A 20099-nucleotide genomic window follows, 5' to 3' on the forward strand; every position below is an offset into this window, starting at 1 on the left:
GCTACCCGGCCTGCACGGCCGCGCGCAGCATGTCGGCAACCTGCCGCTGGGCCAGTGCGGCGGCGCCGACCTCGCCGCGCATGCCGTAAAACGTGTGCGGCATGCCCGCATAACGCACGCACGTCGTAGGAACGCCCGCTTCGGCGAGCTTGCGCGCATAGGCTTCGCCGTCGTCGCACAGAACGTCGCACTCGGCGGTGATCACGAGGGCTGGCGGCAGGTCCGCGTGACTTTCCGCATGGAACGGGGACAGCGTCCAGATCGACGGCGACACGCCGTGCTCGAGTGCGTACTCGCGGAACGCATGCGCGACGTCGGCGGTGCGCTGCACGAAACCCTCCGCATAAACGGACCGCGATGCGTGCATCTGCGTGGCGTCCGTCGCCGGATACACGAGCGCCTGCGCGAGGATGCGCGGCTGTGCCTGCTCCCGCGCGAGCAGGCATACGACGGCGGCGAGATTGCCGCCGGCCGATTCGCCGAACACGGTCAGCCGCCCGGTCGGAAGCCCGTGCTCGTGCCCGTGCTCGACAGCCCAGCAGGTCGCCGCCCACACGTCTTCCAGCGCCGCCGGGAACGGATGCTCGGGCGCAAGCCGATAGTCGACGCTGATCACGGCCAGCCCGGAGTCGCTGGCCAGGTGCCGGCACACGGCGTCGAAGCTGTCGAGATTGCCCATCCGCCAGCCGCCGCCATGAAAGGCCATCGTCGCGCCGACGGCGCCGGCGGGATGGTAAATGCGCACCGGGATGTCGCCGCCCGGGCCGGGAATCGCGAGGTCGAAGACCTTGTCGACGCGGGGGCCGGGCGTGCGCGTGGCCGTGCGCGCGGCGATGCCGGCGCGCGCGTCGGCGGCGCTCATCTGCGCGAGGCTCGGCCGCGCGGCGGCGGCGTCGGCGAACGCGCGCAGCGACGGATGAAGGAGATCGCGTGGCGACGGATGTTTTGTCTGGCTCATGGCGTGGGCGTTGCCGACGGGGCAAACGTGATGGCGGGAATGGCGGCCTTTACGCCCAGGCCGCCGTCGACGGTGACGATTTCGCCGGCCATGTGCGCACTCAGGTCCGACGCGAGGAACAGCAGGTGGCCGGCGATTTCCGCGGGCGTGGCCGCGCGCCCGATCGGGATCGCTTCGCCGACCCGCGTCCAGGTCGCTTCGTCCAGCCGCTGGTTCAATCGCGGGGTGCGCACGAACCCCGGCGACACCGCGTTGATACGCACGTTGTACGGCGCATACTCGACGCCCGCGCAGCGCACGAGATGGTGCAGCGCGGCCTTCGACGCCGCATACGCGACCTCGCTCGGCACCGCGCGATCGCCGGCGAGCGAGCCGACGAACGCGAACGTGCCGCCGCCGTCGGCCTTCATCATCTCGCCGCCGATCTGCAGCGCGAGGTACGCATGGCGCACGACGATGTCGAACTGCTGGTTCCACGATGCATCGTCGACAGCGGCCAGCGGCTTGATGCCCGCCACGCCGATGATGTCGACGACGCCGTGGACGCGGCCGAAATGCTGGCGCGCCGTGTCGAACACGCGCTGCATGTCGTCGCGCGACGTGGCGTCGGCTGCGCACGGAATCCCGTCGACGGCTTCGGCGATGCGGCGCGCGAGTGCTTCGTCGCGATCGACGCAGAGCACGCGCGCACCGGCCTGCGCGAGCGCATGAACCGTCTGCTCGCCGATGCCCTGGCCGGCGCCGAGCACGACGAAACCGCGTCCGTCGAGTCGCAGCAGGGACAGGTAGTCCGGCGTGTGGCTGCGGGTTGGATCGTTCGTCATCGAGATTCTCCTCACGCTTCGATGGTGTCGCGATGCGACGGCAGCAGATCCTGCCAGGCCGCATCGTCCGCGAGTGGCCGGTCGCATGCGCTGACGCCGCTCAGATCGAGCCCGAGCGCCGGCGGCTGCTCGTCGTTCATCACGCGCCTGACCGCTGCCAGCAGCGCACGGCGCACGCGCACGACGGCCTGGTCCGCGGGCACCAGATGCTCGCGCGAACGGTCGTAGAGCGGGCCCTGGGACAGCCCGATCGTCGCATCCTCGACTTCGACGCCGCGCAGGCCGGTCCAGTTTTCCTGCATCAGCGCGCGGCTCTGGCCGAACGAATCGGCCCAGCTCGCGTTGAACGTGCAGTGCTTGCGATCGTAATACTTCGGATCGTCCAGGCCGAGCAGCTCGACGATCTTCTCCTCGGTGATCGGCGAATCACCGTGCACGACGATGTAGGTGCTCGTGTGCGTGTCGTCCTCAGGCACTTCGAGCACGGTGAACAGAAACGCCGGTGCGGGAATGATGCGGCCGTACGGCACGATGAACGGCACGACGCGCGCGTTGCGTACGCCCGGCTCGTCGGTCTTGCGCAGCGCGACGTAGTGAAAGCCGAACGCCGTGTCCTCGATCTTCAGCGACGGCTCGAGGTCGTTCGACGCGAGCGCGGCCGGATTCACGACGTCCGGATTGCGCGTGAACGCGTCGTCCTTCCAGCCGGGCCGCGCCATGTTGGTGTGCAGCACGCCGACGTGCGAGCTGTCCTCGCCGCCTTCGACCAGTTGCAGGTAGTTGCACGCGACGTTGATGCGCAGCACGACGCGATGGTTCGGTTCCGCGTCCATGAACGCGTAGCGCGAGAACGCGGGCTCCAGTTCCTTCGGGCCGACGTACGCCCATACGATGCCGCCGGCCTCGCGCACCGGAAATGCAGGCGCCTTCATCCGCGCCGCGTACTTCGGGTCCGCATGGTTCGGCGTTTCCATCACGGCGCCGGACACGCTGAACTTCCAGCCGTGATACAGGCAGCGAATACCGCCTTCCTCGACGCGGCCGAGCGCGAGCGACGCGCCGCGGTGCATGCACAGCTCCTCGAGCAGGCCGACCTGGCCGTTCGAGTCCCGGAACGCGACGTATTGCTCGCCGAGCAGGCGCACGCGCAGCGGCGCGCAGTCCGGACCCGGCAGTTGCGCGGACGTGCAGACCGGGTGCCAGTAACGTCGCATCAATGCGCCGCCGGGCGTACCCGGGCCGACGCGGCACAGCATCTCGTTATCTTCGTGGCTCAACATGTCGAACTCCTGTTTCAGCTTGGGTTATGCGTTGCGCTGCGTGCGTGTGCCGGAAGACGACACGATCCGGTGGTGCGGAACCAGCCGTCGCCAGTCCTCGCCCGGGCCGATTTCGCCGGAAATGCCGATCGCGCGGCCCGATTCCGCGTGCAGCGCCGGAATGTCCTGCTGATCGCGCTCCGCGCGCGCACACGCGAGCAGCGTGCGATGAAGCCGGCTGATCGCGAGATCCGCGCTCGACAGCATTTCCCGCGACCGGTCGCGGATCGCGCCGCTCGAGATGCTGCATGCGGCGTCTTCCTGCGTGATGCTGTCGAATCCGGTGAAGTGGCCGTCGCGCTGCGCGCGGCGATCCTGGCGATAGCCGTTCGCAAACGACATCGCCGCCGGCGAGTCGCAGGTGTCGAGCGTCATCCCGTATTTGCGCAGCGTCGGCTCGTCGAGGCCCACGAACTTGAGCTGCGCGCTGCGCAGCGGCTCTTCGCCGACGGGCTTGCCGGCATCCCACCACACGTGGAAGAAATAGCAGCGCTCGTCGTTGATCGGGACTGCTGCGAGCCACACGTCGCCGTTCGCGTTGGCGATGAAGCCCGGCGCAATGAACGACGTGACGCGGGCGATGCGGTTGTCGCCGGCCTGGCGGATCGCGACGTAATGAAAGCCGAAATCCGTCTCGTCCGCCTCGATCGTCGGGGCCGCGTCGAACTGCATGTGCGTGATCTTCCCCGCGTAGTCCAGGTCGGAGTCGTTGGTCTGGGCCAGCGCGGAGCTGTGCAGCACGGTCAGATGCGACGAGTCGACGAGCCCTTCGATCACCTGCACGAAGTTGCAGTTGACGATCGCGCACACGTTGATGCGATGGGCATCCGGCTGGTCCATGAAGGCGCGGTGCGGGAACGGCGGCGCCTTGCCTTCCGGGCCGAGGTACGCCCACATCAGGCCGCCCGCTTCGCGCACCGGGTACGTGCGGCCCCTGATGCGATCCTTGAATTTCGGATCGGGGACGTTCGGCGTTTCGAGCACCGTGCCGTCCACCGCGAATTTCCAGCCGTGATAGATGCAGCGCAGGCCGTCGCCGTCCGCACGGGCGAGCTGCATCGACGCGCCGCGGTGCAGGCAGCCTTCGTCGTACAGGCCGGGCCGGCCGTCCCGGTCGCGCCAGACCACGAAACGCTGCCCGAGCAGCTCGATCGTGTTCGGATCGCCGTTCGGCTGCGGGAGATCGGACGACTGGATCACCGGCAGCCAGAAGCGGCGCATCGCATTGCCCATCGCGGTGCCCGGGCCGGTGCGGCACATCAGTTCGTTATCCTGCTTGGTCAACATGTTGATTCCCTCGTTCCAGATTTCAGCGGGTCGCGAGCGGCGGCATCAGAGATCGAGTACCAGCCGTGCGGTCTTCGCGCGCGAGCAGCACGGCATGAAGCTGTCGTTGCGCGCCTTCTCGTCGTCGGTGAGATAGAGATCCCGATGGTCGGGCTCGCCGGCCAGCACCCTGGTCATGCAGGTGCCGCAAACGCCTTGTTCGCACGACAGCGGCAGGTTGAATCCGGCGTCCAGCAGCGCATGCGCGACGCTTTGGCCGGCACCCACCCGGATCACTTCGCCGCTGCCGTGAATTTCGATTTCGAACGGTGTGTCTTCGTCCGACGGCTCGACCGGCGCCGCCGCGAAATATTCACGGTGCAGATGCGCGTCGCTCCAGCCGAGCGCGCGCGCGGTCTGCAGGATGTGATCCATGAAGCCCGTGGGCCCGCAGACATACAGATGCTTGTCCGCCGACGGCGAGCCGATCGCGGCGCGCGCGTCGAGGTGCTGCGCGGCCGGGCCGTCATCGGCGTGAACCTGCACCCGTGCGTGCGGATCGTCGGCGGACGACATCTGCTGCACACGCTCGACGAATGCCATCCGCGACGGCGAACGGCCGCAGTAGTGCAGCGCGAAAGGCCGGCTTTCGCGCGCCAGTTGCTGGGCCATGCCGAGGATCGGCGTGATGCCGATGCCGCCCGCAAACAGCAGCGACTGCTCGGGGCCGCGGTGCAGCGCGAAGTGATTGCGCGGCGTGCTGATCGACAGCGTGTCGCCCGCGCGGACGTCGTCGTGCAGGCTCGCGGATCCGCCGCGCGATTGCGGATCGCGCAGTACGCCGATGCGATAGCGCGACGGCTCGCCGGGCAGGTCGTACAGCGAGTACTGACGCACGAGCCCGCCCGGCAGGTGCACGTCGATATGCGCACCGGCTTCGAAGTCGGGCAGCCGTTCGTCCGACAGCGACGCGAGTTCATAGCCGACGATGCCGTCGGCCAGCCACGTCTTCGCGGATACGACGACTCGCAGCAACGCGTTCGATGGGGGGGTGTTCCGTTCCATGATGAGTGCTCGTATGAAAGGGGGCGTGCGTCAGGCCGCGATGGGAAGACGGCGCCGGATGACCACCGGAGACGCGCCCAGTTGTTGCTGAACGAGCCAGCGCGCGAGCCCCTGGTCCATCACGCGCACATGCTCGGGAAACCACCCGGCCAATGCGCGGGCAAAGGAACGGACGACCTGCGGCCGGCCTTCGGCCAGCGCGGCGCGAACTTCGTCGGTAGACCGAAGCACGGCCGCGTGTTCGTCGATATGGCAGCCCGCTGAGCCGTAGGCCGTGTCGCGCATCGCGGCGTCTTCGTCACCGAAGTGGCGGTGCGCATGCTCGGCAAACGCGTCGAGCGCACGCCCGAGGTCGTCGTCCGGCGTCGTAAGCAGCGCATTCACGCACTCGACGAATTCGTGGTGCGTGTCGTCCATCGATCCATGACCGAGCGCGTAGTCGTCGCTCCAGACGAAGCCGGCCGTGTCGGCCGATGACGGCATGCTCCGGGGACGGGCGCCCGCCTGATGATCTTCTGAATCTTTCATTTCCATATCTCGCTACCTGAACTGGATCAGACGAATCTCATGTGTCTTCCACGGAAGATAAATAACGATGAGCCGGATGTCGAGTCAGGGAAAACTATGATTGGCCGGAATTTCCCGTGCATGGCCCGTGTGAGCGTCGCTTCGAGCCGGCATAGGGTAATTCACGACCCGGCATTCGGTTGACACGGAAGATGCGCGATTACTATCTTCCGTGGAAGACAAGAATCACATGGAGGCGGCAAAATGAGTCTGCGGACAAATGGGTTTGGAGAACGGCTGGTGCGGCGCAACGCGGTCCGGCTCGGACTTTCGACGCTTGCGGTGTGCGCGTCGGGAGTCGCGCACGCGCAATCGAGCGTGACGCTGTACGGGATCATCGATACCGGGGTCGAATACGTGACCAATGTCGGCCCCCAGAAGCAGAGTGTGGTGAAGGTGCCGCAACTCACCGGGTCGTTGCCGTCGCGGTGGGGCATTCGCGGCAAGGAGGATCTCGGCGGCGGCCTGAGCGCGGTCTTCGTGCTGGAGTCGGGTTTCTCGCCGGGGCAGGGCACGCTGAACCAGAGCGGCCGCCTGTTCGGCCGGCAGGCGTACGTCGGGCTGTCGGGGCGGTGGGGCACGCTGTCGTTCGGCCGTCAGTATTCGCAGATCTATTGGGCGATACCGGGCGATACGATGGGCCCGAACATCTATGCGGCGGGGCTGCTCGACACGTATCTGGCCCAGGCGCGTCTCGACAACACGATCGTCTACAGCATTACGTCGTCGGGCTTCACCTTCGGCGTCAGCTATTCGCTCGGGCGCGATGCGGTGGCGCCCGCGGCCGCCGGCGGATGCGCGGGCCAGTCGCCGACCGACTACCGCGCGTGCAAGACGATCGCCGCGATGCTGAAATACGAGACGGACAGCTGGGGCATCGCGACCGCGATCGACCGGAACAATGGCGGCGGTGGCCCCGGCTCGCCGCTGCCGCGCAGCTCGCAGACCGACACGCGAGCCGTCATCGACGGCTACGTGAAGTTCGGCACCGCGACGATCGGCGGCGGCTTCCTGCACCGCATCGATCACGGGGAGATGGCGCCGGGCGTCGTCGATGCGAGCAGCAACTACTGGTGGATCGGGGCGACCTATCTGCCGGTGCCGAGCGTCGTCCTCGACGCGCAGTTCGGCCATCTCACCGTGAGCGGATACGATGCCGGCGCCTCGGTGATCGCGGCGCGCGCGATGTATCTGCTGTCGAAGCGCAGCTCGGTGTACGTGACGGCGGGGCGCATCTTCAACCAGCGCAACTCCGTGCTCACGATCGACGGCGGCACCGCGGGCACTTCTTCGTGGCCGGCGGCCGGCGTGGATCAGACCGGGGTGATGGTCGGCATTCGTCACATGTTCTGAAGAAACGGCACGCGCATCGCGATGCGTGTGCCGGCGACGGATGTCCTTCGGGATGTCCGGTCGTTGCTGCCCCTCCTGTAGAGAAGATATCTTCCATGGATGGCGTAATTTCGCCTTTCGATGGAGCGCCAGCGCATTGCCTCAATCGATTTCCCATGCGGAAAGCATGAAGAACTCCATTTTTATCGATTATTTGTTTGCGAGTGCTCGTCATTTCGACGCAGGTAAACCACCGTATTGACATCTTCCATGGAAGATACAATGATGCACTCCAGAACCTTGCCGGACGGAGTCCACGCACCAATCGTGGCGAGCCTAGCGCCGGTGAAACACTGGAGACACGTATGAAGATTCAGGCTGGAACATCCGGGCCCGGCGGTGATGCGACGCTGCCGGTCGGTGGGCTTTCCTACGTCAAGGGCGACACGGGTTCCGCGTTGAGCGAACTGACGGTGCCGGCCCTGCTGGCCGAAACCGTGAAGCGCCACGGCGAGCGTCCCGCTGTCGTATTCCGCGCGCAGGGCGTTCGCTGGAACTGGCAGGCGTTCGCCGACGAGGTCGATGCGATGGCGGCCGGCCTGCATGCGATGGGCTTGCGCCGGGGCGACCGTATCGGCATCTGGTCGCCCAACCGGTTCGAGTGGACGGTGACCCAGTTTGCGACCGCCCGGCTCGGCCTGATACTGGTCAACGTCAATCCGGCGTATCGGCTTGCGGAGCTTGAATACGCGCTGAACAAGGTGGGCTGCAAAGCCATTGTCGCGCCGGAGTCGTTCAAGACGTCCCGTTACCTGGACATGCTGCAGACCCTCGCCCCCGAACTGCCGCATTGCGAGCCGGGCGAGTTGCGCGCGGCAAGGCTGCCCGCGCTGCGATGGGTGATTCGCATGGAGGATGTGCGTACGCCTGGCATGCTGACGTATCGGCAGGTGCTGACGCGCGGCGCGGGTGTGTCGATGGTCGAACTGGATGCGATCGCCGCTGCGCTCGATGCCAACGACCCGATCAACATCCAGTTCACCAGCGGCACCACCGGCGCGCCCAAGGGCGCCACGTTGACGCATCGGAACATCATCAACAATGCGCGGTTCGTGGCCGCGGCCATGAACTTGCGGGAAGAGGACCGGCTGTGCGTGCCCGTGCCGCTGTATCACTGCTTCGGCATGGTGATGTCGGTGCTGGCGTGTACGGCCAGCGGCGCGTGCATGGTCTTTCCGGGCGAGGCGTTCGATGCGTCGGCCACGATGGCGGCCGTCAGCGACGAGCGTTGCACCGCGCTGCACGGCGTCCCGACGATGTTCATCGCGCAGCTCGACCACCCGGAATTCGCCAGGCATGATTTCTCCAGCCTGCGCACCGGCATCATGGCCGGCGCGCCGTGCCCGATCGAGGTGATGAAACGCGTCGTGGCGAACATGCACATGACGGAGGTCACCATTGCGTACGGCATGACCGAAACCAGCCCGGTCTCGTTCCAGAGCGCGACGGACGATCCGCTCGACAAGCGGGTTTCGACGGTCGGCCGCGTCCAGCCGCATCTCGAATGCAAGGTTGTCGATGCGGACGGGCGTGTCGTGCCGGTGGGCGAGACGGGCGAACTGTGCACGCGCGGCTACTCGGTCATGCTCGGCTACTGGGATGACGAAGCGCGAACGCGAGACGCGATCCGCGACGGCTGGATGCACACCGGCGACCTCGCGACGATCGACGCCGACGGCTACTGCAATATCGTCGGGCGCGTGAAGGACATGCTCATTCGCGGCGGCGAGAACGTCTACCCGCGCGAGATCGAAGAGTTCCTGTTCCGCCACCCCAAGGTGCAGAGCGTGCAGGTATTCGGCGTGCCCGATCAGAAGTATGGCGAGGAGATTTGCGCGTGGATCGTGCTCAAGCCGGGCCAGGATGCGTCCGAGGACGAGATCCGCGACTTCTGCCGGGACCAGATCGCGCACTTCAAGATCCCGCGTTATATCCGCTTCGTCGAAGAGATGCCGATGACGGTGACCGGAAAGGCGCAGAAGTTCGCCATGCGCGAAAGCATGATCCGGGAACTCGACCTGAATGTAAGCAAAACTGCCTGATCAAGGAGACATACATGAAATCCGTCCGTTTCGAGCGTCGCGATTCCGTCGGCCACATCGTGCTCGCGAACCCGCCGCTCAACCTGATTGCCAGCGCGTTTTCCGAACACCTGAGCGAGGCCATCCACGAGGCCAGCGAATCGAACATCCGGGCGCTTCTCGTCCGCGCAGAAGGCCCGAATTTCAGCCAGGGCGGCGATATCCTCGATTTCATCGACAAGGAATTCAACGCGTGGCGCACCTTCATCAGCGATATGCATCACGCGTATCGCAAGATCGAAGCGCTGCAGATTCCGACCGTGTGTGCCGTGCGCGGCCGGGCCTGGGGCGGTGCGTTCGAACTGGCGCTCGCGTGCGACCTGGTCGTGGCCGCGGATAATGCATCGTTTCGCTGCATCGAGCCGTCGGTCGGCACCATACCCGTCTGCGGTGCGGTTCAACGGATTGCGGAACGAGCGGGGCCGGCGCGCGCGGCGCGCTACGTGATGTTGAGCGAGGTGATGTCGGGCACGACGGCGGGTGAGTTGGGCATCGCCGCATTCGTGGCCCCGGAAGCCGACGTGGAACAAGCCGCGCTGGATCTGGCGATCCGGCTGTCGAATGGCCCGACGCGCTCGTATGCGGCCATCCGCGCGCTGCTGAAAGCCTGGTCCGCGGGTGGTGTGCCGGGTGCCGACCAGGTGGTGCTCGATCTCGGGATGCCGTTGCACAACACCGAGGATGCGCGACGCGGGCGAACGGCGCGCGTCGACGCGATGAAGCGAGGCGTGGAGCCCGAGCCGGTCGTTTTCTACGGCCGCTGATGCGAGACGTTCCACGGGCGGATCGAGCACCGGCACCGGCGCGGCGCCCGCCGCGTCATGCCCGGCAACCGCGGGCGTGAGCGCCGGATTCAGGTTGTCCACCATCGCACGGGGATCGGGATCGTCGCACTGCGTTCCTTCGTCGTTGCTTGGGCGATGTTCACCGCCCGTTACCGAAGCGCGCCTGGATGAGCTTCGCAGACCTGTGACGCTTCGACGAACCTGGCCGCGATCCCGGCCTGCGTCGGATCGCGGGCCCCCGTGCCTGTTTTAGCGCCCGGGACGCCCGTTGCGCGTTGCGCGACATCGAATCCTGCGGCGCGACCGGGATCGCGACAGCGCGGGTTTCTCACGACCGTACGGACGGTCACATTCCAATCCACGGTCTTTCCGCCGATCTCGTCGCGCAGGTGCGCCAGGGGCGTCCCGGGCGTGCCGGCAACAGACGAGGTCGACGCGCCTGATGCGGGCAACGCACTCGATCGCCGTGCAAATCATCCGTACGGCGCCGTACGTGGATCGAGCGCGTTGCACTTGCCCGGCGCTTACGGCACGGCATCGGGCGATCCGGCGCGTGCCCGGCGGGCAGGTCAGCACGAAACGTGCCCGAAGACTGTTCTTCAGCGTACCGACTCGCCGGGCCCCGCGATGCACGATGACGTTCGTCGCATTCTTCTGCCGGGAGCGGTTCATGAAATATCCGATCTATATCACGCGGCGCGGGAATCCCCGCTATCGCGGCGCGCTTGCGGATTTTCCCGAAGTCGACGTGGAGGGCGACTCGTATGGCGAGTTGCAGGCGGCCGCCGCGCAACGGGTCATGGCCCGCTATGACCGGTCCGCGCGCCTCGTTCCGCCGCCGACCACGGATATGTCGGTATTGCAGGCGTCGGAGCCCGATGCCGGCGACGGGATCTGGCGGTTCTTCGACATCGACCTGACCGGGGTGACGTCGAGTTCCGTGCGGATCGAGCTGTGCCTGCCGAAGCGCATCGTGCACGACATCGATCGGACGGCGAGCGCGCTGCACACGACTCGCGATGCATTCGTGTCGATGGCGTGCGAGCACGCCGCCGACCGATCCGCTCAGCACGACGGCTTGCGTGGCGAACCCGTCGCGACATCGCTGCCGGAAGCGGTTTGACGGCCCGGGCGCGCCTGGCCGAGCGGTGCTGCCATCTGGGAGAAAGCCTGTTGAAGATTCACGTTGCGCGCGTGTCGCGACGCCGGACCTCGCCGTGGAGCAATGCCCGGCCGATTCGCGAGGAGTTCTTCGGCGACGAGCGACTGGCGCAGCATGCGGGCAGCCTGGCTCGCGCGCAGAAGGTGTTGCCCGGTGCGGCGTCGGTCCCGTCGCTGGCGACCCGGCTGAAGGACAACGCGGATCATCTGCTGAAGGCCTACCGGAACACGGTGGCCGCAGACGCGCGCGGCGAGGAAATCACGCCCGCGGCGGAATGGCTGCTCGACAACTACTATCTTGTCGCGGAACAGGTGCGGCAGATCCGCGACGATCTTTCCCCCCGCTATTACCGGCAACTGCCCAAACTGAGCAACGGCCCGTTCGCCGGTTATCCGCGCGTGTTCGGGATCAACTGGTCATTCGTCGCCCATACCGACAGTCGTTTCGATCCCGATGCGCTATGCCGTTTCATGCTTGCCTATCAGGCCGTGGAACCGCTGACGATCGGCGAACTGTGGGCGGTGGCGATCACGCTGCGGATCGTGCTGATCGAAAACCTGCGGCGACTCGCGGATCAGATCATCGACGACCGGCGCGCGCGGCTCGACGCCGACGCGCTCGCGGATCGCCTGCTCGGCGAAGGCGGGCAGGCGCGGGTGGAGACGGCGCCGCTCGTCGCCCGTTACGAGCAGGCCGTATTGCACGATGCGTTCGCGGTGCAGCTGATTCAGCGGCTGCACGATCCCGATCCGGCCGTCGCGCCGGCACTGGCGTGGCTGCATCGGCACCTGGCGGCGCGCGGCGCGACGCCGGACCAGATCGTTGCGTCCGTCAACCATCAGCAGGGCGCGGCCAGCCTGACCGTGCGCAACGTGATCACCAGCATGCGGCTGATTTCGGAGGTGGACTGGACCGATCTGTTCGAGCGCATCAGCCTGGTCGATCAGGTGCTGCGCAGCCACCCGGGCTTCGCGGAGATGGATTTCCCCACGCGCAACCTGTATCGCGACGCGGTCGAAGCGCTTGCGCGCGGCGCGCCGGTCAGCGAACTCGAGATTGCCCGCCGCGTCGTCGCCGATGCGGCGGCGCAGGGTGCGAGCCGCGCGCCGGTCGCAGGCGCGGCGCCGGGCCGCGAGACGGACCCCGGTTACTACCTGCTGGCCGACGGCCGCGCCGCGCTCGAAGCGGAGATCGGCTATCGGCCGCCCGTTGCGCTGTGGTTGCGGCGCCTGACCCGCCACGCGGGTCTCGGCGGTTATCTCGCCCGTATCGGGCTGATCGCCGCACTGCTGCTGGCGGGCATGCTGGCGTGGCTCACGCGCGTCGAACCACCCGGCCACTGGCTGATCTGGCTCGGCCTCGCCGGCCTGCTGCCGGCGCTCGATGCCGCGCTCGCGCTCGTCAATCGCAGCGTGATGCGCGATGTCGGCGCGAAGATCCTGCCCGGCCTCGCATTGCTCGACGGCATCCCGCCGGACCTGCGCACCCTGGTCGCCGTGCCGGTGCTGCTGACGACGGAAGCGGCGCTCGCCGAGCAGATCGAGCAACTGGAAATTCACCATCTGGCGAGCCCCAACGGCGCGCTGTACTTCGCATTGCTCTCCGACTGGGTAGACGCACCCGCCCCGCACGCCGACGGCGACGACGGGCTGCTGGCATTCGCGTCGGCCGGCATCGACCGGTTGAATGGCCTCTATCCGGCGGCGCCGGGCGAAGGCGAGCGCTTTCTGCTGCTGCACCGCAAGCGCGTGTGGAACGACGGCGAACGGTGCTGGATGGGCTGGGAGCGCAAGCGCGGCAAGCTGCACGAGCTGAACCGGTTGCTGCGCGGGGCGCAGGACACGACGTTCGTCGCGCCGGCAGGCCGGCCGCCGCGCGTGCCGCCGGACGTGCGCTACGTGATCACCCTCGATGCCGATACGCGGCTGCTGCGCGATACCGTGCGCCGCCTGGTCGGCAAGATGGCGCATCCGCTCAACCGGCCGCTATTCGACTCGGCGAGCCGGCGCATCGTCGAAGGCTACGGCGTCCTTCAGCCGCGCGTCACGTCATCCCTCGCGAGCGGCGACGAGGGCTCGCTGTTCCAGCGCGTGTCGTCGAGCGCGCACGGCATCGATCCTTACGTGTCGGCCGTGTCGGATGTCTATCAGGACCTGTTCGACGAAGGCTCGTATGCGGGCAAGGGCATCTACGACGTCGATGCGTTCGAGGCGGTGCTCGCCGGCCGCGTGCCGGAGAACACGGTGCTCAGCCACGATCTGTTCGAAGGCATTTTCGCGCGGGCCGGGCTGGCGTCGGATATCGAGGTCGTCGAAGCGTCGCCGTCCCGCTACGACGTCGCGGCCGGGCGCCTGCACCGATGGGCGCGCGGCGACTGGCAGCTCCTGCCGTGGTTGATTTTCGGCCATGAGCCGCTGACGGCGGTCGGCCGCTGGAAGATGCTGGACAACCTGCGCCGCACGCTCACGGCACCCGCGATGCTGGTCGCGCTGCTGGCCGGGTGGATGCTGCCGCTGCCCGCGTCGCTCGCCTGGAGCGCGTTCGTGCTGATGACGATCGCGCTGCCGTTCCTGTTGCCCGTATTGAGCGGGCTGGTGCCGCGCTGGCGGCGCACGCACGTGAAGATGACCACGCGCAGCGTGCTTCATGCGTGGTCGACGGAGCTGCGGTTCGCGTTGACGCGGTTCGGCCTGTCGATCGTCATGCTGCCGCAGCAGGCGTGGTCGATGGGCGACGCGATCGCGCGCACGCTGTTTCGCGTGGGGATCAGCCGTCGCCACCTGCTCGAATGGACCACGGCGGCCGAAGCCGGTGCGCGCGAGCGGCGGACCCTGGCGCTCACCTATCTGCAGATGCGCGGCGGCGTGACGCTCGCGCTGCTGGGTGCGGCCGCCGGCGTGGCGGCGGGCTGGCGCTTCGATCGTCATGCGGGCTGGCTGGCCGTTCCGTTCGCGCTGGTCTGGCTCGCGGCGCCCGCGATCGCCTACTGGCTGAGCCGCGCACCGCGGCCGGCGGGCGAGCTCGCGGTGGCGCCGCACGATGCGCGCCAACTGCGGCGCGACGCGCGCCGGACCTGGCGTTATTTCGAGACCTTCGTGACGGCCGACGATCAGATGCTGCCGCTGGACAATTTCCAGGAGGACCCGAAGCCCGTTGTCGCACACCGGACCTCGCCCACCAATATCGGGCTGTACCTGCTGTCCGCCGTCAGCGCCCGCGAGTTCGGCTGGCTCGGCACGCTGGACGCGGTGTCGCGGCTGGAGGCGACCCTCGCGACGATGCGGCTGATGGCGCGCTATCGCGGCCATTTCTACAACTGGTACGACACGCGCGACCTGCGGCCCCTCGAGCCGCGGTACGTGTCGTCGGTCGACAGCGGCAATCTCGCCGGCCACCTGATCGCGCTCGGCAACGGTTGCCGCGCGTGGGCGAATCAGCCCGCCGGCGTGGGGCGGCAGGCCGCGCATGAAGGGATCGGCGATACGCTCGCGCTGTTGCACAACGCGGTGTGCCGGGAAGGCGACGCCCGGACGGCCTTGCACGGCGAATTCGAACGGGCCGCGGCCGAGCTGGAGGAGGCGCTCGCCGCGCCGGCCGGGGACGACGGCGCACCGGACGGCCGCGCCGCGTCGGAATGGCCTGCGATCACGATCCTCGCCGCGACGGTCGCCGATGTCGCGCGTGCGCTGATGGACGATATCGGCCGGGTGCGGGGCGGCGACGTCGACGACGTGCTGTTCTGGGCGCAGGCGCTGGAGCATGCGGTGCAGGGGCATTGCCGCGACGCGACGCGCACGCCGGACGAAGCGGACGTGTTGAACAAGCGTCTTCGTGCGCTGGCCGATACCGCGTTGCAGATGGCCTATGCGATGGAGTTCGGCTTTCTGCTCGACCCGGTGCGGAATCTGCTGTCGATCGGCTATGCGGTGGCCGACGGACGGCTCGATCCGGGCAACTACGATCTGCTGGCGTCGGAGGCTCGCCTGGCGAGTTTCGTCGCGATCGCGAAGGGCGATGTCCCGGCGCGGCACTGGTTCCGGCTCGGCCGCCTGGCGACGCCGATCGGGCACGGCGCGGCGCTGATCTCGTGGTCGGGATCGATGTTCGAATACCTGATGCCGTCGCTGGTGATGCGCGCGCCGGGCAGCAGCCTGCTCGCGCGTACCAATCACCTGGTGGTGCGTCGGCAGATCGCCTATGCCGACGGCTTGCGCCTGCCGTGGGGCATGTCCGAATCGGCGTACAACACGCGCGACATCGAGCTGACCTATCAGTATTCGAGCTTCGGCGTGCCGGAGTTGGGGCTCAAGCGCGATCTCGACCAGAACCTGGTGGTCGCGCCCTATGCGACCGCCCTCGCGGCGATGGTCGCGCCGGACGCCGCCGCGCGCAACTTCGAGCGGCTGCGCGCGGCCGGCGCGTGCGGGCGCTTCGGCTTCTACGAAGCGCTCGACTACACGCCCGCGCGCGTGCCGGAAGGCATGCCGGTGGCCATCGTGCGGGCGTTCATGGCGCATCACCAGGGCATGTCGATCGTGTCGATCGCCAATGCGTTGCTGGGCGGGCGCATTCGCGCGTTCTTCCACGGCGAGCCGGCCGTCCGCGCCACCGAGCTGCTGTTGCAGGAGCGGGTGCCGGGCCGGGTCGCGGCAGGGCGGCCGCGGGTCGACGCGAGCCCCGCCGGCAGGATGCATGGCATCGATGCCGGCGTCGCGCGGCGTCTGCTGTCGGCGGACGATCCCGCGCCCGTCACGCATCTGCTGTCCAACGGCCGCTACGCCGTGATGCTCACGGCCGCGGGTTCCGGCTACAGCCGCCGCGACGATCTGGCCGTCACGCGCTGGCGGGAAGACGCGACGCGCGACGATTGGGGCAGCTATCTGTATCTGCGCGACGTCGACAGCGGCGACGTCTGGTCGGCCGCGTGGCAACCCACCGGCGTGGCGCCGGACAGCTACGAAGTGACGTTCACCGAGGATCGCGCCGAGTTCGTGCGGCGCGACGGCACCTTGACGACGTCGCTCGAGGTGGTGGTATCCGCCGAGGACGACGCGGAGGTGCGGCGGGTGTCGGTGGCCAATGCGGGCACCCGCGCCCGCGTGATCGAATTCACGTCCTACGCGGAAATCGTGCTCGCGCCGCCCGCCGCCGATCACGCTCACCCCGCGTTCTCGAAGCTGTTCATCGAGACCGAGTACGTGCCGGCGTCCGGCGCGCTTCTGGCGACGCGGCGCAAGCGCGCGCCGAACGAGGCGGAGGTCTGGGCCGCCCATCTGGCGGTGACGTCCGGCGAAACCGTCGGCGCGGAAGAATTCGACACCGATCGATTGCGCTTCATCGGGCGCGGGCGCGGCATTCGCCTGCCGCTTGCGCTGACCGAACGGCGTGCGCTGGGCGCTTCCGAAGGCGCGGTGCTGGACGCGGCGTTCACGTTGCGGCGGCGGCTGCGCATCGAGCCGGGCGCGAAGGCGAGCATCGCCTACTGGACCATCGTCGCGGATTCGCGCGCGCAGCTGCTCGACCTGGTCGACAAGCATCGCGACGGCGAATCGTTCGCGCGTGCGGCGATGCTCGCGTGGACCCAGGCGCAGGTGCAACTGCGGCATAGCGCGGTGAGCCTCGACGAGGCCGCGTTGTTCCAGCAGCTGGCCGGATACATGCTCTACAGCGATGCGTCGATGCGGCCGGGTTCCGCCGCCCTGCTGCGCCATGCGGCGGCGGTGTCGGCGGCGGGCGGCGTGGGCGCGTCGCCGCTATGGACGCATGGCGTATCGGGGGATCTGCCGATCCTGCTGGTGCGGATCGACGACATCGAGCACATCGCGATGGTGCGGCAGCTGATCCGCGCGCACGAGTACTGGCGGATGAAGCGGCTCGAGGTCGATCTGGTCATCGTCAACGAGCGCGCGGCGTCATATGTGCAGGATTTGCAGGCGGCGCTCGAGGGGCTGGTGCGGGCCCGGCAGCAGCCGGCAGAAGCCGGGCGCGGCAGTATTTTCGTGCTGCGCGACGACCTGATGGCGGCGGCGGCGCGCGCGCTGTTTCCGTCGGTCGCGCGAGCCGTGCTCGCCGCGCGCAACGGCCGGCTGGTGGACCAGTTGCGCCGCCTCGCGGGTTCACCGCCGCCCGCCCGCGCGGATGCCGCGCGCCAGCCGCTGCCACCGCCCACGATTGCGCCGCCGAAGGGCGGGCAGGCCGGCGCCGGTCTCGAATACTTCAACGGCATCGGCGGTTTCGCGCGCGGCGGCCGCGAATACGTCGTGATCCTGCAGCCCGGTCAATGCACGCCGATGCCGTGGGTCAACGTCGTCGCGAATCCGTCATGCGGCTTCCTGACCTCGGCGGAGGGGGGCGGCTATACCTGGGTGACGAACAGCCGCGAGCATCCGCTGACGCCATGGTCGAACGACCCGGTCACCGATCCGCCCAGCGAGGTGTTCTATGTCCGCGACGACGAGACCGGCATGCGCTGGGGGCCGCAGGCGGGCGCGATCGGCGACGATGCGCCGGGCGCGACCGCTTTCGTCGCGAGTCATGGCCAGGGCTACAGCCGGTTTGCGCATACCGCCGCCGAGGTCGCCGTCGAATTGCTGCAGTTCGTGCCGCTGGCCGATCCCGTCAAGATTTCCCGCCTGAGCTTGCGCAACCTGTCGGACCGGACCCGCCGGCTGTCCGTCGCGACCTATGCGGAGTGGGCGCTGGGCGCGTCGCGCAGCGCCGCGGCGCCGCACACCGCGAGCGAGATCGACCCGGCCACCGGCGCGCTGTTTGCCCGCAACGACTGGAGCCAGGCATATCGCGGCAGGGTGGCGTTCGCCGATCTGTGCGGCCTGCAAACCGCCTGGAGCGCGGACCGGCGCGAGTTCATCGGCCGCAATGGCGTGCTGAGCGATCCGGCCGGTTTTCCGGGCAGCGTCGGTGCGCCGCCGCTGTCGGGCCGGGTCGGCGCCGGGCTCGATCCGTGTGCCGCGTTGCAGACCACGGTCGACCTCGAACCCGGCGGTGTCGTCGAAATCGTCTTGCTGCTCGGCGAAGGCGCGGATGCGGCGGCGGCGCGACAGTTGATCGAGCATTACCGTCAGGCGGACCTCGACGCGATATTCGCCGCCGTGACGGCGTTCTGGGACGAGACGCTCGGCGCGCTCCAGGTCGAGACGCCGGACCGCGCGATGGACCTGATGCTGAACCGCTGGCTGCTGTACCAGACGCTGTCGTGCCGGATCTGGGCGCGTGCGGGCTTTTACCAGGCCGGCGGCGCGTACGGTTTTCGCGACCAGCTGCAGGACGGCATGGCGCTCGCGGTTGCCCGCCCGGCCCTGACGCGCGAGCATCTGCTGCGGGCGGCGGCGCGCCAGTTCCCGGAGGGCGACATGCAGCACTGGTGGCTGCCTGAAAGCGGCAGCGGCGTACGCACGCGGATCTCCGACGACCGCGTCTGGCTCGCCCATGCGGTCGCGCACTACGTCGACGTCAGTGGCGACGGGGCGATTCTCGACGCGTCGATCCCGTTCATCGACGGGCGGCCGCTGGCCGCCGACGAGCAGGACGCGTTCTTCATCCCGCGCATCTCGGAAACGAGCGCGTCGCTGTTCGAGCATTGCGTGCGCGGGCTGGAGTCCAGCCTCGCGCATGTCGGCGAGCATGGCCTGCCGCTGATCGGCACGGGCGACTGGAACGACGGCATGAACCGCGTCGGCGAGGCCGGGCGGGGCGAAAGCGTCTGGCTCGGGTGGTTCCTGCATGCGACCCTCACGGCGTTCGCGCCGCTCGCCGCGGCGCGCGGCTCGGGCGATCTGGCGGCGCGCTGGCTGACGCGCGCCGACGCGTTGCGCGACGCGCTCGCCGATGCGGGGTGGGATGGCGAATGGTATCGGCGCGGCTACTTCGACGACGGTACGCCGCTCGGCTCGGCCGGCAACGCCGAATGTTCGATCGACGCGATCGCGCAGTCGTGGAGCGTGCTGTCGGGCGCGGCGGACCCGGCGCGCGCCACGCAGGCGATGGACGCGCTGGACGCGCGGCTGATCCGCCGCGACGATGGCCTGGCGCTGCTGTTCGCGCCGCCGTTCGATCGTTCGCCGGTCGATCCCGGCTATATCAAGGGCTACCCGCCGGGCATCCGGGAAAACGGCGGCCAGTACACGCATGCGGCCACGTGGTCGGTGCTTGCGTTCGCGCAAATGGGGGACGGCGATCGCGCCGCGAAGCTGTTCGCGCTGCTCAACCCGGTCAATCGCAGCCGCACGCGCAGCGGCGCGAATCGCTATCGGGTGGAGCCGTACGTGGTCGCGGCCGACGTCTATTCGGTCGCGCCGCATGTCGGCCGCGGCGGATGGACCTGGTACACGGGCTCGGCGGGCTGGCTGTATCGCGCGGGCGTCGAAGGCCTGCTCGGCCTGCGCAGGCATGGCGACATGCTGTCCATTCAACCGTGCATACCGCGATCCTGGCCGGGCTTCAGGGCCACGCTGCGCCACGGGGCGTCGCACTACGACATCGTCGTCGAGAATCCGGACGACGTCAGCAGCGGCGTGTCGCGTCTCGTCGTGGATGGCGTGCGGCTCGCCACCGGCGAGGCGGCGGTGCGGCTCGTGGACGACGGGCGGCGCCATAGCGTGGTCGTGACGCTGGGGGCTGCGCAGGCGGTGCTGCTGTGAGCCGGCAGGCCGGCATCCCGGCC

The 20099-nt window shown here is 68.4% G+C and carries 11 protein-coding genes; 5 read left to right on the forward strand and 6 right to left on the reverse strand.

Annotation, left to right across the window (positions count from 1 at the left end):
• Nucleotide 1 precedes the first annotated feature (1 nt).
• The 6 genes from OEJ37_RS09545 to OEJ37_RS09570 are packed head-to-tail and all read right to left on the reverse strand — an operon-like array spanning nucleotide 2 to nucleotide 5915.
• A complete protein-coding gene (locus OEJ37_RS09545; protein WP_263344125.1) occupies nucleotides 2-958 on the reverse strand; it encodes an alpha/beta hydrolase in 957 nt (318 codons plus the stop codon).
• On the reverse strand, nucleotides 955-1782 hold the full coding sequence (locus OEJ37_RS09550) for an SDR family NAD(P)-dependent oxidoreductase (RefSeq protein WP_208457670.1): 828 nt from the start codon (nucleotides 1780-1782) through the stop codon (nucleotides 955-957). Before OEJ37_RS09550 ends, OEJ37_RS09545 begins: the two co-directional genes overlap by 4 nt.
• Nucleotides 1783-1793: 11 nt before the next feature.
• Complete coding sequence (locus tag OEJ37_RS09555) at nucleotides 1794-3062, reverse strand: Rieske 2Fe-2S domain-containing protein (RefSeq protein ID WP_175920072.1); 1269 nt, start codon at nucleotides 3060-3062, stop codon at nucleotides 1794-1796.
• Between the two features lie 24 nt (nucleotides 3063-3086).
• Entirely contained in the window at nucleotides 3087-4388 is a 1302-nt protein-coding gene (locus OEJ37_RS09560; protein WP_263344126.1) for a Rieske 2Fe-2S domain-containing protein, read from the reverse strand.
• Between the two features lie 45 nt (nucleotides 4389-4433).
• Entirely contained in the window at nucleotides 4434-5432 is a 999-nt protein-coding gene (locus OEJ37_RS09565) for a PDR/VanB family oxidoreductase (protein ID WP_175947160.1), read from the reverse strand.
• Nucleotides 5433-5462: 30 nt separating this feature from the next.
• Nucleotides 5463-5915, reverse strand: a complete 453-nt coding sequence (locus OEJ37_RS09570; protein ID WP_174417232.1) for a bacteriohemerythrin — start codon at nucleotides 5913-5915, stop codon at nucleotides 5463-5465.
• A gap of 288 nt (nucleotides 5916-6203) precedes the next feature.
• Between OEJ37_RS09570 and OEJ37_RS09575 the strand changes: the two genes are divergently transcribed.
• The 5 genes from OEJ37_RS09575 (at nucleotide 6204) to OEJ37_RS09595 (ending at nucleotide 20076) form a co-directional block, all read left to right on the forward strand.
• Complete coding sequence (locus tag OEJ37_RS09575) at nucleotides 6204-7352, forward strand: porin (protein WP_175920073.1); 1149 nt, start codon at nucleotides 6204-6206, stop codon at nucleotides 7350-7352.
• Nucleotides 7353-7696: 344 nt separating this feature from the next.
• Nucleotides 7697-9433 (forward strand): AMP-binding protein, encoded by a 1737-nt coding sequence (locus tag OEJ37_RS09580; RefSeq protein WP_263344127.1) that lies wholly within the window; start codon nucleotides 7697-7699, stop codon nucleotides 9431-9433.
• 14 nt (nucleotides 9434-9447) lie between these two features.
• Complete coding sequence (locus OEJ37_RS09585) at nucleotides 9448-10236, forward strand: enoyl-CoA hydratase/isomerase family protein (protein ID WP_175920074.1); 789 nt, start codon at nucleotides 9448-9450, stop codon at nucleotides 10234-10236.
• A 574-nt stretch (nucleotides 10237-10810) separates the two neighbouring features.
• Complete coding sequence (locus tag OEJ37_RS09590) at nucleotides 10811-11380, forward strand: type II toxin-antitoxin system HicB family antitoxin (RefSeq protein WP_263344128.1); 570 nt, start codon at nucleotides 10811-10813, stop codon at nucleotides 11378-11380.
• Between the two features lie 50 nt (nucleotides 11381-11430).
• A complete protein-coding gene (locus OEJ37_RS09595; protein ID WP_263344129.1) occupies nucleotides 11431-20076 on the forward strand; it encodes a GH36-type glycosyl hydrolase domain-containing protein in 8646 nt (2881 codons plus the stop codon).
• The last annotated feature ends 23 nt before the right edge of the window (nucleotides 20077-20099 follow it).

Origin of the sequence: Burkholderia sp. BKH01, assembly GCF_025685725.1 — a bacterium.
Taxonomy (GTDB): domain Bacteria; phylum Pseudomonadota; class Gammaproteobacteria; order Burkholderiales; family Burkholderiaceae; genus Burkholderia; species Burkholderia pyrrocinia_C.

Coding starts and splice junctions, on each gene's coding strand:
- OEJ37_RS09560 (WP_263344126.1), bottom strand. CDS start 4,388: ATGTTGACCAAGCAGGATAACGAACTGATGTGCCGCACCGGCCCGGGC.
- OEJ37_RS09585 (WP_175920074.1), top strand. CDS start 9,448: ATGAAATCCGTCCGTTTCGAGCGTCGCGATTCCGTCGGCCACATCGTG.
- OEJ37_RS09580 (WP_263344127.1), top strand. CDS start 7,697: ATGAAGATTCAGGCTGGAACATCCGGGCCCGGCGGTGATGCGACGCTG.
- OEJ37_RS09555 (WP_175920072.1), bottom strand. CDS start 3,062: ATGTTGAGCCACGAAGATAACGAGATGCTGTGCCGCGTCGGCCCGGGT.
- OEJ37_RS09565 (WP_175947160.1), bottom strand. CDS start 5,432: ATGGAACGGAACACCCCCCCATCGAACGCGTTGCTGCGAGTCGTCGTA.
- OEJ37_RS09550 (WP_208457670.1), bottom strand. CDS start 1,782: ATGACGAACGATCCAACCCGCAGCCACACGCCGGACTACCTGTCCCTG.
- OEJ37_RS09545 (WP_263344125.1), bottom strand. CDS start 958: ATGAGCCAGACAAAACATCCGTCGCCACGCGATCTCCTTCATCCGTCG.
- OEJ37_RS09575 (WP_175920073.1), top strand. CDS start 6,204: ATGAGTCTGCGGACAAATGGGTTTGGAGAACGGCTGGTGCGGCGCAAC.
- OEJ37_RS09570 (WP_174417232.1), bottom strand. CDS start 5,915: ATGCCGTCATCGGCCGACACGGCCGGCTTCGTCTGGAGCGACGACTAC.